At 63.6% G+C, this 14,924-nt stretch carries 12 protein-coding genes and 1 pseudogene; 8 read left to right on the top strand and 5 right to left on the bottom strand.

Annotated elements, in window-relative coordinates:
- The first annotated feature begins 172 nt into the window (after positions 1-172).
- The 8 genes and pseudogenes from NKJ64_RS06875 to NKJ64_RS06840 all read left to right on the top strand — a co-directional run bounded on the left by NKJ64_RS06875 (position 173) and on the right by NKJ64_RS06840 (position 9,637).
- Positions 173-1,302, top strand: a pseudogene (locus NKJ64_RS06875) (patatin-like phospholipase family protein).
- Positions 1,303-1,823: 521 nt separating this feature from the next.
- Positions 1,824-3,002: an efflux RND transporter periplasmic adaptor subunit gene (locus tag NKJ64_RS06870; protein ID WP_352462290.1), complete on the top strand. Its 1,179-nt coding sequence runs from the start codon at positions 1,824-1,826 to the stop codon at positions 3,000-3,002.
- 81 nt (positions 3,003-3,083) lie between these two features.
- On the top strand, positions 3,084-6,248 hold the full coding sequence (locus NKJ64_RS06865) for an efflux RND transporter permease subunit (RefSeq protein WP_352462209.1): 3,165 nt from the start codon (positions 3,084-3,086) through the stop codon (positions 6,246-6,248).
- A gap of 96 nt (positions 6,249-6,344) precedes the next feature.
- Positions 6,345-6,503, top strand: a complete 159-nt coding sequence (locus NKJ64_RS06860; RefSeq protein WP_023707271.1) for a DUF3309 family protein — start codon at positions 6,345-6,347, stop codon at positions 6,501-6,503.
- A gap of 350 nt (positions 6,504-6,853) precedes the next feature.
- Positions 6,854-7,270: a DOPA 4,5-dioxygenase family protein gene (locus NKJ64_RS06855; protein ID WP_023712827.1), complete on the top strand. Its 417-nt coding sequence runs from the start codon at positions 6,854-6,856 to the stop codon at positions 7,268-7,270.
- A gap of 530 nt (positions 7,271-7,800) precedes the next feature.
- Positions 7,801-8,409, top strand: a complete 609-nt coding sequence (locus NKJ64_RS06850; RefSeq protein WP_023822303.1) for a hypothetical protein — start codon at positions 7,801-7,803, stop codon at positions 8,407-8,409.
- Complete coding sequence (locus tag NKJ64_RS06845; RefSeq protein ID WP_023693628.1) at positions 8,406-8,798, top strand: phage holin family protein; 393 nt, start codon at positions 8,406-8,408, stop codon at positions 8,796-8,798. Before NKJ64_RS06850 ends, NKJ64_RS06845 begins: the two co-directional genes overlap by 4 nt.
- Positions 8,795-9,637, top strand: a complete 843-nt coding sequence (locus NKJ64_RS06840) for a hypothetical protein (RefSeq protein WP_352462207.1) — start codon at positions 8,795-8,797, stop codon at positions 9,635-9,637. The genes NKJ64_RS06845 and NKJ64_RS06840 overlap by 4 nt, the downstream gene beginning before the upstream one ends.
- Before the next feature lie 276 nt (positions 9,638-9,913).
- On the opposite strand, the gene NKJ64_RS06835 is transcribed toward NKJ64_RS06840, so the two are convergent.
- From NKJ64_RS06835 to NKJ64_RS06815, 5 genes are all read right to left on the bottom strand, one after another.
- Positions 9,914-10,159: a MoaD/ThiS family protein gene (locus NKJ64_RS06835; protein ID WP_023690044.1), complete on the bottom strand. Its 246-nt coding sequence runs from the start codon at positions 10,157-10,159 to the stop codon at positions 9,914-9,916.
- Positions 10,160-10,183: 24 nt separating this feature from the next.
- Positions 10,184-12,448: a xanthine dehydrogenase family protein molybdopterin-binding subunit gene (locus tag NKJ64_RS06830; protein ID WP_023690045.1), complete on the bottom strand. Its 2,265-nt coding sequence runs from the start codon at positions 12,446-12,448 to the stop codon at positions 10,184-10,186.
- Positions 12,445-12,927 carry a (2Fe-2S)-binding protein gene (locus NKJ64_RS06825; protein ID WP_023684040.1) on the bottom strand — a complete coding sequence of 161 codons (483 nt, stop codon included), beginning with the start codon at positions 12,925-12,927 and terminating at the stop codon, positions 12,445-12,447. Before NKJ64_RS06825 ends, NKJ64_RS06830 begins: the two co-directional genes overlap by 4 nt.
- Positions 12,927-13,787, bottom strand: a complete 861-nt coding sequence (locus NKJ64_RS06820; protein WP_023816392.1) for an FAD binding domain-containing protein — start codon at positions 13,785-13,787, stop codon at positions 12,927-12,929. The genes NKJ64_RS06825 and NKJ64_RS06820 overlap by 1 nt, the downstream gene beginning before the upstream one ends.
- A gap of 178 nt (positions 13,788-13,965) precedes the next feature.
- A complete protein-coding gene (locus tag NKJ64_RS06815; protein WP_023834960.1) occupies positions 13,966-14,922 on the bottom strand; it encodes an SDR family oxidoreductase in 957 nt (318 codons plus the stop codon).
- Positions 14,923-14,924: the final 2 nt, after the last annotated feature.

Below are 14,924 nucleotides of genomic sequence, written 5' to 3'. Positions count from 1 at the left end.
GCGTGGAGGACCATTCCCCATGACCAAAATTTCATGTGATCACGCGACCGTGTTCGTGTTCTTGCCTTGGTCATCCCTTATATGCTGCACTGCAATATAAGTCCGCTGCCGTCGAACCCGCCCGATTTCCGGGCGGAATGAGGCAGCAGCGACCAAACCGAACAGGAACGCCATGACCAAAAACGGCAAGGCGGAGGAAACGAAGAAGATCAACATCGCGCTGCAGGGCGGCGGCTCGCACGGGGCTTTCTCCTGGGGTGTACTCGACCGGCTGCTGGAGGATGGCAGGCTCGACATTTCAGCCGTGTCCGGCACCAGCGCCGGCGCCATGAATGCGGTGGCGCTGGCCGATGGTTTTGTGCGCGGCGGCGTCGAGGGTGCACGGCAAAAGCTCGACGATTTCTGGCGCGCGGTGGCGGCCAAGGGCCGCTTCAGCCCGGTGCAGCGCATGCCGTGGGACGTCGCCTGGGGAAACTGGTCGATCGAGAACACGCCCGGCTATTTCTTCTTCGACACCATGTCGCGAGTGTTTTCGCCCTATGTCGCCAATCCGCTGGGCTTGAACCCGCTGCGCGACGTGGTCGAGCAGGAGATCGATTTCAAAAATGTTCACGCCTGCAAGTCGATGGAGCTGTTCATTTCGGCGACCAATGTCGAGACCGGCCAGCTGCGCGTCTTTTCCGACGGCGAGATCGACCTCGACACGGTGATGGCCTCGGCCTGCCTGCCGCAATTGTTCCGCGCCGTCGAGATCAAGGGCGTGCCCTATTGGGATGGCGGCTATGGCGGCAATCCGGCGCTGTTTCCGTTCTTCAAGACGGCGGCGACGGAGGATGTGCTTTTGGTGCAGATCAATCCGGTGGTGCGCGAGGGCACGCCGAAAAGCGCCAACGAAATCCAGAACCGCATCGACGAGATCACCTTCAATGCCGGGCTGCTGAACGAATTCCGCTCGATCGCCTTCGTCAAGGAGCTGATCGCGCCGGCCGGCTGCCGCCTGGCGAATACCGCGACATCCGCATGCACCGCATCGATGCCGACGAGGCGTTCAAGGATCTGTCGGCGTCGTCCAAGGTCAACGCCGAATGGGCTTTTTTGACCTATTTGCGCGACCTTGGCCGCATAGCGGCGAGCGACTGGCTGGAGGAGAATTACGACGCCGTCGGCAAGCGGCCGACGCTCGATCTTTCCGGCGAACTCGATGACGGCTTCAAACCGGTGCGCGGGCCGGCACCGGGACGGCGGGTGAAGGAATTCCTCGCCGCCCGCAAGAAGCCGGAGGCGGAACGCCGGCGGGCCTGAGTCCGCCCGGATCGATCAAGACGATCAGCGAAGTGTTCGGCAAATCGGAGTAGCGCCGATGACTTTCCGTCCCGGAACAACCGTTGCGTGTGACGGTATACAAAATCATACTGACGCCTGCTGCCATTCACTGAGTGGCTACGCAGGTCGCGCCCACATTTGAGCGTCAAAAACTAGTGCAGGCACAGGAGAATGTCAGTGCTCAAAACGCCTTGAAAACAAAGCGCCTCCAACACCCGTATGGTTCCGAGACTGTGGTTCTGTCGCCTGACGGGGCGCTGACAAAACCGTTTCCCATTGGCCACACTACATCGCCTGGCACAATGTTCCTGCAACTTTTCGACTGTATTGCGATGCAACTTTGATGTAGAAGCGCGGCTTCGCCGTTCACGGCAAATTGAACACGGCCTGGCGCGCACCCATATCGGCGACGCGCCCGAGTTGGAAGACACGGTAGCTGTTAGACGACGGACACCCTGTTGGATAACGACTTGGCCGAACCCCGCAGTGGAAAAACAATGATGCCGAAGATCAGGTTTCACAAGCTTGCCGCTATTGTCGTGCTCATCGGCTTCGCCGCCTGGATGGGAACAGGCGCGTTCTCGTCCGTCGGCAGCGCCGCTGTCGAAGGTGCTGGCAAGGCAGGCGATCAGGCCAAGCCGGGCGATCAGGCCAAGGCACCGGATGCAACCAAGACCGCCGAGGCCGAACCGAAGGCGCCGCTGCGCACCGTCGCTGTGGTGACGCCGCCGCGCAAGACCTATGCCCGCGCCATCCGCATTTCCGGGCTGACCGAGGCCGACAAGCGCGCCGTGCTGGCGACGCGCGTCGCCGGCGTCATCGAAAAGCTGCCGGTCAAGCAGGGCGATCACGTCAAGACCGGCGACCTGGTGCTGATGCTGGCGGCCGAAGAAAAGATCTCGATGGTCGACAATGCCAGGCAGCTCGTCGTGCAGCGCCAGGCTGAACTCGACGCATCGCTGCGGCTCATGAAGACCGGCAATCTGCCCAAGCTGCAGCTCGACACGGCGCGTTCGAACCTGACCGCTGCGCAGTCGCAGCTGGAAACGGCGCAGGCCGAACTCGAGCGCAATCTGGTCAAGGCGCCCTTCGACGGCGTCATCGACCGGGTGCCGGTGGAGCTCGGCAGTTCCATCATGCAGGGCGGCGAGGTGGCAACCATCCTCAAGCTCGATCCGGTGATTGCGCGCGGCGAAGTCAGCGAACGCGACCTCGGCTATCTCAAGCTCGGCGACAAGGCTGCTGTGCGGCTGGTCAGCGGCCAGACCGTCGAAGGCACGGTGCGCTACATCAGCCGCGACGCCTCGTCGGCCACCCGGACCTTCCGCGTCGAGATTGCCGTGCCCAATGCCGATGGCTCCGTGCCGGCGGGCATGACGGCCGAGATTTCGCTCAGCGCGCAGCCGACCGATGCCGTCATGTTGCCGCGCTCCGTGGTGACGCTGGGCGACAAGGGCGACCTTGGCATCCGCGCCGTCGACAAGGACAACAAGGTGGTGTTCTTCCCGATCGACCTCGTTGACGACTCGCCGAAGGGCCTGGTGCTTGGCGGCATTCCAGCCGATGCCCGCGTCATCGTCGCCGGCCAGGAGCTCGTCAAGGAAGGCGATGTCGTCAAGCCGGTCGAGGCCGACCAGGCGACCATCCAGAAACTGTTGGGCGAAGCGACAACGCAGTAGCGCCGGAGCGGCCCCGGCCGGGGACAGCCGGGGCGGGGACAACCGGCGGCAATGCGGCTCCTGAAATCTTGAGAACAGGCCATGGATATCGTCAAACTCGCGATCAACAATGCCCGGCTGACCATTGCGGTGCTGGTGTTCCTGCTGCTGGCGGGCTGGGTCGCCTATCAGTCGACGCCGAAGGAAGCGGAACCCGACGTTCCTACTCCTTATGTTTATATAAATGTCGCCTATCAAGGCATCGCGCCCGAAGACGCTGAAAGACTTCTGCTTAGGCCGCTGGAGGCAAAGCTTAAGAGTCTTAAGGGGTTAAAGGAGATGAAATCATCCGCCTATCAGGGCGGTGCCTTTGTCTTTCTTGAGTTTCTGCCGTCTATAAAAGTCGACACCGCGGTGACTGATACACGCTCGAAGGTTCAGGACGCGAAGGCTGACCTTCCCCAAGCGGCAGAAGAACCAGTTGTTACCGAGGTCAACATTTCCGAGTTTCCCGTCCTGGTCGTCACGCTGTCCGGCGATGTGCCCGAGCGTGTGCTTACGGCGGCGGCGCGCGAACTGCGCGACCGCATCGAGGAAGTACCAGGCGTTCTTGAGGGCACCATACAAGGCGCGCGCGACGATCTTGTCGAAGTCGTCATCGACCCGATGAAGCTGTCGTCCTACGGCCTGCAGCTCGACCAGTTGATCGGCGCGGTCGGCGCTTCCAACAGCCTGGTCGCCGCCGGCAATATCGAGGGTTCGGAAGGCAAATACGCGGTCAAGGTGCCGTCGCTGATCGAGACACCCGAGGATGTCGCGTCCTTGCCGGTGGTTGCCGGACCCAATGCCGTCGTGCAGGCGAAGGACATCGCCACGGTGCGTTCGACCTTCGCCGACGCCGAGACCATCACCCGCCTCAACGGCAAGCCGGCCATCGCCATCGAAGTCAAGAAGCGCATCGGCGCCAATCTGATCGACACGCTGGCCAAGGTGCGGGAAGTGTCCGACGCCTACGTCAAGACCATGCCGGAAGGCATGAACATCACCTACACGCAGGACAAGTCGGTCTTCGTCAACCAGCTGCTGGGCGACCTGCAGAACCACGTGATGATCGCCGTCATCCTGGTGTTCATCGTCATCCTCTATGCACTGTCGGGACGCGCCTCGCTGCTGATCGGGCTTGCCATTCCGTCATCCTTCCTCATCGGCATCCTGCTGCTTGCGATGATGGGCTACACGATCAACATGATCGTGCTGTTCAGCCTTATCCTGGCGGTCGGCATGCTGGTCGACGACGCCATCATCGTCACCGAATTCGCCGAAAGGCGCATGGGCGAAGGCATGCCGAAGGCGGAAGCCTTCACGCTGGCCGCCAAGCGCATGGCCGGCCCGGTCATCGCCGCGACGATGACGCGCATCGCGGCGTTTTCGCCGCTGCTGTTCTGGCCCGGCATCATCGGCGACTTCATGAAATACATGCCGATCACGCTGATCGTCACGCTGTCGGCCTCCATGCTTTATGCGCTGGTGTTCGCGCCGACGCTGGGCGCGCTTTTCGCCAAGGCGCCGGAGCATCACGAGGAACAAAATCGCGACGGCTGGTACATGGCGCTGGTCAAGCAGGCGGTGCGCTTCCCCATCACCGTGCTGGTGCTCACCGCCGTGCTGCTCACCGGCGTCGGCTTCGCCTATTCGAAATATGGCGCCGGCGTCGAGTTCTTCCCCAGCGTCGAGCCCGATTACGGCCTGCTCTATGTGCATGCCCGCGGCAATCTCTCGCTGGCCGAAATGGATACGGCAACCAGGATCGCCGAAAACCGGCTGCTCGGCTGGCCCGGCGTGAAATCGGTTTACACCCGCGTCGGCAAGACGCAAGGCGGCGGCCAGGATGTGCCGGAGGACGTCGTCGGCGTCATCCAGTATGAGTTCATCGACTGGCGCGAGCGCAAATCGGCGAACCATATCCTGGACGAGCTGCGCACTGTCATGGCCGGCATTCCCGGCGTCGATGTCGAGGTGCGCGTGCCGGAGGCCGGTCCTCCCACGGGCAAGGCGGTCCAGCTCCGGCTTTCGGCCATCGATCCAAAAGGGCTTGACGACCAGGCCCGTGCGGTCGCGGCGCGCATCGCCAAGGTGCCCGGCGTCATCGACGTTTCCGACGGCCTGCCGCCGCCCGGCGTCGACTGGGCGCTCGAGGTCGACCGCGCCAAGGCGGCGCAGTACGGCATCAGCCCGACCGCGGTCGGCACCGTGGTGCAATTGGTGACCAATGGCTTGAAGCTCTCGGAATATAGGCCCGCCGGCGCCGACGACGCCGTCGACATCAGGCTGCGGCTGCCTGAAGACCGGCGCACGCTGTCGACGCTCGACGAGCTCCGGGTGCAGACCGCGCAAGGCTCGGTGCCGATCTCCAACTTCGTCGTGCGCAAGCCGGAGCCGACCGTCGGCATCCTCAACCGCATCGATGGCGCCCGCACCGTGGTCGTCCAGGCCAACGTCGCCGCCGGCACGCAGGTCGCGGCGGTGCAGGCGGAGGTGACCAAGGCGGTCACCGACATGAAGCTCGACAACGGCATACGCTGGAAGCTGGCGGGGTCGAACGAGGACAGCGCCGAAGCCAGCGCCTTCCTCGGCAAAGCCTTCGGCGCCGCGATCTTCCTGATCTTCCTGGTGCTGCTAATGCAGTTCAACAAGTTCACCAGCGTGCTGCTGGTGCTGTCCTGCGTGGTCATGGCGACGATCGGCGTGTTCCTGGGGCTGCTGCTGACAGGCGAAGCCTTCGGCATCGTCATGTCGGGCATCGGCGTCATCGCGCTGGCCGGTGTGGTGGTGAACAACAACATCGTGCTCATCGACACCTATGACCGGCTGCGCGAAGAAGGCTGGGACAAGATGGAAGCGGTGCTGCAGACCTGCCGCGAGCGCGCCCGCCCGGTGGTTCTGACGGCGGTCTCGGCCATCCTTGGCGTTCTGCCGATCGCCTTTGGTCTCGGCCTCGAAATCTTCCATCACGAGACGACGATCAACGCGCCGTCGACGCAATGGTGGATTTCGTTGTCCTCGGCCATCGTCTTCGGCCTGTCCTTTGCCACGCTGCTGACGCTGGTGGTGACGCCGTCCATGCTGATGATCTTCACGCGCAGCAAGAACAGCCGCTTCTATGCCTTCTTCCGCCGGCTGTTCGGCCGCGACAAGAAGCCCGATGCGCCTGTGGGGCCGAGCCCGCTCGATGAACCGGCAATCGCCTTCCCGAAAGCCGCGGAATAGCTGCATTCAACCAGTCGGACAAAAGGCCGTCCGGAACAACCGGGCGGCCTTTTGCATTGTCCCCTCATATCCGACCAGCAAGGCGAGGGACTCTTAATGACCGTCAGCACCATCCTCATCATTGTCTTGATCCTGATCCTGATCGGCGCCGTCCCGGCCTGGCCACACTCGCGCTCCTGGGGTTATGGGCCGTCCGGAATAGTCGGCGCTGTGCTGGTGGTGCTGCTGATCCTGGTGCTGATGGGCAGGGTTTGATTGGGGCAAGAGACCTCTGAGATCAGCGGGTCCTCGCCCGATGAAGTGCTGGCAATAGGCATACGGCGGCGCCCGCCCCCACTCCGTCCGCTTCGCGGCCACCTCTCCCACATGTCCATGGGGGAGAGGAAATGCCAAGCTTTTCAAGGCAGCGACCTCGGCGATTAGCATTTCCTCTCCCCCACGAATGTGGGGGTAGAGGTGGCTGGGCGAAGCCGAGACGGAGTGGGGGAGCTCCATATGCGATTGGCCCGAAATCGAGATGACGAGCACACGCTGGGTCCCCCTTGGCCACCCCGCCCGCTTGCGTATACGCTGCCCGCACCACAATCACCGAGGGAGCCATCAAGGTGAACACCGCCAGCCCGCCAAGGCCTCTCGCCGAGATCGCCAGCTATCACGCCCACATCTACTATGACGGGCAAGCCGAGCGGCAGCACGCCGAATGGCTGCGCCTGCGCATCGGCGAACGCTTCCGCGTGCGCCTGGGCAACTGGCGCGACGAGCCGGTCGGCCCGCACGAACAGGCCATGTACCAGGTCTCCTTCGCCACCGAGATCTTCGCCACGCTGGTCCCCTGGCTGATGCTGAACCACGGCGGCCTCAGCATCCTCATCCACCCCAACACCACCAACCCCAAGCGCGACCATCTCGTCGATCCGATCTGGATCGGGCGGCCGCTGGGGGTTCATGGCGAGGTGCTGGGTGAAGAGGATGAAGCGGAAGAGGCGCTGGAGGTGAACACGGAGCCGACGCTGGGGGCGTAGGGAGGCGTTCTGCAAAGTAGAGACTTGGCCTTGGAGACGCGTTCGCCAGTAGCCTAGCTGAGGCATGCATGACAGGCCGCTTTGCGCCTCAAGCCGTATCCTATGCCTTCATCATTGCTTCGTCGAAGGTGCCGAACCAGCGCGGGGCCGTTGGAGCGATGGACCATCAATTGATGGCAAGGGAGAGTTCTCCTTGGTCGCCGGTACGCCGAGGCGGGGTCGCCGAATAGGCAAAGATTGCAATAGAGGAGGCAGCCGGCACTCGTTCCCGCAGGGTCGGGCGCACCCGTTCGTACGGAGCAACTGGCGCTCCGCACGAGGGACAGGGCAACTCACTGGTGACTGGGTGCGTGCCTGACGAAGCTCTTCGTTTCGGCTGAGATAAATGCTCTCACTTACGGAACATCGCAGGTTCGTCGAAGTTGGAAAGCTACGGAGGACGTGCACATGAACAGTGTCATCTATCTTATCGGCCTTATCGTTGTCGTGCTCGCGGTCCTCTCCTTCCTCGGTTTTCACTAGGTGGCCTCATGCAGCATGAGAACGATCAGGGCGGACAGCCCACCGATTTCGACAAGGCGAAAAGCGACGTCTCCGACAGACTTCGCCAGGAAAATGAGCGTGCCAGCGAGTTGCTTCACGACGCGCGGGACGAGGTGACCCGTAAGGCTGGCGACTATGCATCTGAAGCCACGCAGGTCATCTCCGACAAGGCGGAGGAGGCGCAGCGCGACATCGGATCGAGCTTGGCGGCGTTGGGTGGTGCACTGCGAGCGGCCAGCGATCACCTTGCCAGCAACGATGAAAGGAACGCATCGAAATTCGCTTTGGATGCTGCCAGTGGCCTTGAGCGGCTTTCATCGTCCTTGAAACAGAAGCCCTTTAGCCAAGTCCTTGATGACGTGCAGTCCTTCGGCCGGCAAAATCCCGGTGTCCTGCTTGCGGGATCGGTGTTGGCCGGATTGGCTCTCGGGCGGTTCATCAAGGCTTCTCCGTCGGCAAGGCCCGATTCTGAGGCCGCTCCGGGAGGCCTCAGATCACACACCGATCAGCCACAGGGTTGGTCCGCTGATCGTCCACAAGATTTTGGCGTGGTCGGCGATGATGGCGCCACGCAGATCGCGGAGCAGGACAGATGAATAACCAGGACAATCCCAGCCTTGCCGGGCTAGTCACCGATTTGGCCCAGAATGTCACCACTCTGGTGCAAACCGAGGCGAGGCTGTTTCGGGCCGAGCTCTCTGAAAAGCTTACCAAAGCCGGAGCAGGTGCTGCGGAAGTGCTGGGCGGCGCGATTTGCCTGCTCGCCGCGCTCTTGGTGTTGCTGCAGGCGCTCATTATCGCACTGACGCGGGCAGGGCTTGGCGCGGGGTGGTCTTCCCTGCTGGTCGGTGTGGTCGTGGCGGTCCTCGGCGTCATCCTGCTGCGGACCGGGACGGCCAGCATGGCGCCTTCGGAACTTACCCCCGACCGGACCCAGGGACAGCTCAAGCGCGACGCGAGCGCGATTAAGGAACAGGTGAGATGAACGAGAAATCCGCAGCCGAACTTGAACGCGAGGCCGAGGCGGCTCGCGCTCGGGTGATGGAGACCGCCGAATCCATTCGAGGCAAGATGACGCCTGGACAATTGCTGGATGAGTTCACCGGGCTGTTCTCGGGAGGGGAGAGCGCGGCCATGCTCAGCAATCTCAGAACGCAGGTCCGAGACAATCCTTTGCCGGTCACCATGGTGGGCGCAGGTCTGGCCTGGCTGATGTTCGGCAGCGGTACCTCAAACACCATCCAACGTTCGGATGACTACCGATTGCCTTCAGCGCCGGGACAACATGATGTAGCAGGGGAGCGCGGCGGCTTGGGCGGCACGCTCTCCGATGCCGCGGAATCGCTCTCCTCGAGCGCTGCCAGCGCCGGCGACACCATATCGAGCACCGCAAGAGCCGCTGCGGCGAGTCTGACGGGAAGCGCTGCCAATGCAAGCTCGACGGCTGGGGACATGGCGGCGAAAGCCAGCCGCTCCGCGCAAGATCTGTTGGAGGATCAACCCTTGGCCGTAGCGGCCGTCGGTCTCGCCATCGGCGCCGCCATAGGTGCAATGCTGCCCCATACCGCAACGGAGGACGAGCAACTAGGCGCCTATGGCGACAAGCTTCGCGATTCCGCCGAAACTTTGCTCGACAGGGGCCTCGATGAGGCCAAGCAGGTCGCCGCCGACGCCTATGAGACCATCAAGCAGGAAGCTGGCCGGCAAGATATGGAAGCAGACACGATAGCCGATCAGCTCGGCGAGATCGTGAAGTCCACAGCAGACAAGACCGAGCATGCCGTGCGCGAACGAATTTCCGATACGTCTCAGCGCCAAACCTAGCTTGATGATCCTGGATCAACGATAGCCGGCCTCTCCAGAAAGGGGCCGGTGTTGTCCGTCAAACGGTGACCCGCTCGAGTCACTTCAGAGCCGTGTGCGGACTGATGTCCCTTGCCGATAGTAATCCAGCGAATCAGGTTCTCTGGATTGTTGGCCAACCCGCCGCCGATAAGACGCGGTCAGCAAAACTGGCATCTAGGCGAGGACCGACATTGCACTTGAAGTTCGCAGACCGAGGATGCCGGTCCGCTCTGGGACGTAGGGCGACACCCCACTTCACCCCCCAGCCAACCGCGGCAGCAGGAAAATCTCCGCTCCCTGTGGCAGTTCCTTCGACCAGGTATCGCGATAGATCGTACCGTCGATCGCCACCGCAATGCCCTTCTCGATCCAGGGCTCGATGCCGGGATACTGTTCAGCCAGCTTCCTGAACAGCTCCCTTATGTCCTTGGCCTCGACCTCGATCTTGCTCTGGCCGCCGGCGAGCTGGCCCAGCGCGCCCCAGAGCGTGACTTCGACCATTAGGGCAAGAACCTCATTTTTGCCCTAGCCTCCCCGTTCCGCCTCGATCGCGGCGAGAACCCGTGGCGGCGACATCGGGATGTGGGTCATGCGCACGCCGGCGGCGTTGGAGACCGCGTTGGCGATCGCCGCCAGCGGCGGCACGATCGAGGTTTCGCCGACGCCGCGCACGCCATAGGGGTGGTTGGGATTGGGTATCTCGAGGATCTGCGTGTCGATCATCGGCAGGTCCGAGCAGACCGGGATGCGGTAGTCGAGGAAGCCGGCGTTCTGGAGACGCCCGTCCTTTCCGTAGATGTACTCCTCGTTGAGCGCCCAGCCGATGCCTTGCGCGGCGCCGCCCTGGTACTGGCCCTCGACATAGGTGGGGTGCACCGCCTTGCCGGCATCCTGGATCACCGTGTAGCGGATCACCCTGGTCGAGCCGGTATCGGGGTCGACCTCGATGTCGCATATATGGGTGGCGAAGGAGACGCCGGCGCCGTCGGCGACGAGCTCGCTGTGGCCGGCGATCGGCCCGCCGGTCTTGCCGGACGCGGCGGCGATCTCCTTCAGCGAGAGGGCTGCAAGATTGCCGTACTTCTCGCCCTTGGCGATGGCGTGGCCGTTTTCCCAGACCACGTCGTCGACGGGGATGTCCCACGTCTGGGCGGCGCGCTCACGCAGGATCTTGATGGCGTTGCGGGCGGCCGAGATGGTCGCCATCGAGGACGAGAAGGTGCCGCGGCTGCCGTCGGTCATGTCGTTGTAGCCGAGCGAGGAGGTGTCGGCGACCACCGCCTTGAGCTGGGCATAGTCGATGCCGAGCTCCTCCGCCGCCACCAGCGACAGCGACGCGCGCGAACCGCCGACGTCCACCGTGCCGACGGCCAGCGACACCGAGCCGTCCATGCCGATGTTCAGGTCCACGCAGGTCTGGCCGCCGAAATTGAACCAGAAGCCGCAGGCCATGCCGCGGCCCTGGTTCTTGCTCAGCGGCGCCTTCATGTGCGGATGGTGCTTGGCCGCCTCCAGCGTCGGGCCGATGCCGATCGGGCCGTAGACCGGACCGTAGGAGGAGCGGGTGCCTTCCTGCGCGGCGTTCTTGATGCGGAACTCGACCGGGTCCATGCCGAGTTCCTTGGCCAGCTCGTCGACTGCACTTTCCACCGCGAACGCCGCCATCGGCGCGGAGGGCGCGCGATAGGCCGCGGTCTTCGGCCGGTTGACCAGCACTTCGAAGCCGACGGTCTGGACGTTATCGAGCTTGTAGCAGGCGAAGGCCGTCATGGCGCCGATCTCGGCCCAGGTGCCGGCATAGGGACCGCTGGTGTAGCGCAGCGTCGCTTCGGCGGCAGTGATGGTGCCGTCCTTGCGGGCGCCGATCTTCACGTCGATCGAGGTGGCGCTGGTCGGACCCGAGGCGCGGAACACCTCGTCGCGGGTCATGACGAGCTTGACCGGCCGACCGGCCTTGCGCGACAGCGCCAGCGCCACCGGCTCGGCCCAGACATGGGTCTTGCCGCCGAAGCCGCCGCCGATCTCCGAGGAGGTGACGCGCAGCTTCGAGGCTTCCAGCCCGAGCAGTTGCGCACAATGCTGGCGGTAGACGAAATGGCCCTGCGTGCAGACCCAGAGGTCGGCGGTGCCGTCCGACGAGACGCTCGCCACGCAGGCATGCGGCTCGATATAGCCCTGATGCGTCTGCTCGGTCTTGAAGGAGCGCTCGACAATGACATCGGCGTGGCCAAAGCCCTGATGGACATCGCCATGGCCAAACTGGCTGCGCTTGGTGACGTTGGACGGCTTTGCCGGCTTTTCCTCGAGACCCTCGGTGAAGATCGTGTCGTTGATCAAGGGGGCGGTGTGCTTCATCGCCTCGTCGACATCGGTCACATGCGGCAACAGCTCGTATTCGACCTCGATGAGCTTCAGCGCCTGCCTGGCCGTGCGGGCATCGACGGCGGCGACCGCGGCCACGGCGTGGCCGTCATAGAGCGCCTTGCCGCGCGCCATGCAATTGTCGAGGACGTCATACATGGCGGCGTCGCCATCGGTGAGGTCGGGCAGGTCGGCGGCGGTGATCACCGCTTTCACGCCGGCCAGCTTTTCCGCTTTCGAAGTGTCGATCTTGAGGATCCTGGCATGCGCATGCGGGCTGCGCAGGACACGCCCGACCAGCTGTCCCGCCATGTTGAAGTCGGCGCCGTAACGGGCGCGTCCCGTCACCTTGTCGACGCCGTCGGGACGGATAGGCCGCGTGCCGACGGAGGAGAATTTGCGGCCCGAAAAGCGTGGATCGAAGTTCATGCGTGCGCTCCCTTCATCACATTGGCCGCATCCTGGACCGCGCGCACGATCTTGTCGTAGCCGGTGCAGCGGCAGAGGTTTCCGGCGAGGCCGAAGCGGATTTCTTCCTCGGTCGGATCGGGGTTCTTGGCCAAAAGGTCCTTCGCCGCGATCAGGAAGCCCGGCGTGCAGATGCCGCATTGCAAGGCTGCATGCTCGAGGAATTTCTGCTGCAGCGGATGCAACTGATCGCCATGCGCCATGCCCTCGACGGTTTCGATATGCCGGCCTTCGGCTTCAGCGCCAAGCACAAGGCAGGAGCAGACCAGCCGATTGTCGAGAATGATCGAGCAGGCGCCGCAGTCGCCGGTGCCGCAGCCTTCCTTGGCGCCGGTCAGCCCGAGCCGATCGCGCAGGACGTCGAGCAACGTCTCGTCGGGCTGGCAAAGGTATTCGACGTGATCGCCGTTGATTGTCGTTGAAACTGCTACACCGGCCATCATTTGCCTCCTGCGCGTGCGTAGGCGGTCGTCGCGGCCCGTCCGGCCAGCACGCCCGCAACTTTTCGTCTGAACTCGATGGTGCCGCGCTTGTCGTCGATGGGGCGGCAGGCCCCAGCGCAGATCTTGGCGAGCCGCTCAAGTGCCGCCTCGTCCAGCTTCCTGCCGATGAGAGCCTCGGCTGCTTCTTCCACCAGAAGCACGGTCGGGGCCGCGGCGCCCAGCGCGACGCGCGCGGCCGTGATGACGCCATGCTCGTCGAGCGACAGCTTCACGCCGGCGCTGACCACGGCGATGTCCATCTCGGTGCGCGGAATGAACCTGAGATAGGCGTCGCCCGAACGCGGCTCCCGCTTGCCGAGCAGGATCGCCTCGACGATCTCACCCTTGGTGAGCGAGGTCTTGCCGGGCCCGATCGGCACGGCCTCGACAGGAATGGTGCGCTTGCCCGAGGGGCCGGCAACCACGGCCTTGGCGGCGGCGGCCACCAAGGCCGGGACGCTGTCGGCGGCCGGCGATGCGTTGCACAGATTGCCAACGATGGTGCAGCGGCCCTGGACCTGTTTCGAGCCGATCAGCTTCGACGCTTCGACGACACCGGGCCAGGCCTTCTTCAGAACCGAGCTCTCGCCCAGGACGGCGCAGGGGACGGTGGCGCCGATGCTGAAGCCGTCGGCCGTCTCCCTGATCTCGCTCAAGCCCTCGATCGCCTTGATGTCGACGATCAGGTCGGGATCGACAAACCCGCCCTTCATCCGAACGAGGAGGTCACTGCCTCCAGCGAGAATGGCTGATGTGCCGGAAGCGTCGGCCAGCAGGCCAACGGCGTCTTCGATTGAAAGCGGACGTATGTAACGCATCGTCTCCCCTTGGTGATGGTGATCTCGCCGACCGTTATAAACAGTCTCCTCATAATGACCATCCGGTTGCTGATTTCCAGCGATTGGGCCAGCACCGCGAGAGAGATTTTTGTCTAAAGTCTTTGTTTTGATGCATGTCGTTGTCCCAGAACCGCGCACACTTCTGGGCGACATGCATTTAAGCGGCGTCTTTTGCATTGTCGAGGCTGATGCCGATGTCCTTCAATGCCTCGGCCACGGCCTCGTCCAGCGGCGTGTGCGGGACTTCGCCGATGATGCTTGCCAGCCGGTCGGACACGAGCCGGTGCGGTTCGAAGCGCAGATAGGACATCGAGACGATCTCGCGCCACATCGCCACGAACGGGCTGCCGGCGCGCAGCACCCACCACGGCATGAAGGTCAGTTTCAGCGGCCGGCCAAGCGCCTTCTCGGCCGCGGCCTTGATGTCCATGTCGGTGACGGCGTGGCCGGGGAAGTTGAGCGCCTCAAAGAAGCCGAGCTTGCCCTGATTGCGCGCCAGGCCGACGAAGCCGATGGCGAAGTCCGGCAAATAGGCCCATTCGTGCACGAGGTTGGCAGGGCCAGGCGCGGTGTAGACGCCCTTGCTCATCTTGGCGGCGACGACGAGGTCGAACCATGATCCGCTGCCGGTGCCGCCGAAGAAATCGCCGGCGCGCAGGATGATGGTGCGGACGCGGCCGGCATCGGCCTCGCGGCGAAACAGCGCTTCCATGGCGCAGCGGATGCGGCCCTTCTCGGTGGTCGGACGGAATGGCGTGTCTTCGGTGACCACCTCAGGCATCGGCGAGCCGTAATTGTAGACAGTGCCGGGGAAAAGATGCAGCGCGCCATTGGCATGGCAGGCGGCCATGACGTTCTCCGCCATTGGCAGACACTTGCCCCAGTCGGTGTAGATCGGGTTGAGGCCGTTGAAGATGATGTCGACGCCTTGCGTGGCGCGGATCAGCGCCTCGCGGTCGAGCGCATCGCCGGCGACGGCGGTGGCGCCCTTGAGTTCGGCTGGGACCTTGCCGCTGCGGGTGACGGCGCGGACGTCGAAACCGGCGTCGATGAAGGCTTTGCCAACCACGCGGCCGAGCCGGCCATTGGCCCCCAGAATTGCGATCTTGGTCATTT

Source organism: Mesorhizobium sp. M0062 (genome assembly GCF_040323125.1).
GTDB lineage: Bacteria > Pseudomonadota > Alphaproteobacteria > Rhizobiales > Rhizobiaceae > Mesorhizobium.
Note: the sequence above shows the minus strand (reverse complement) of the source record. Positions and strands in the feature narration are given on the sequence as shown.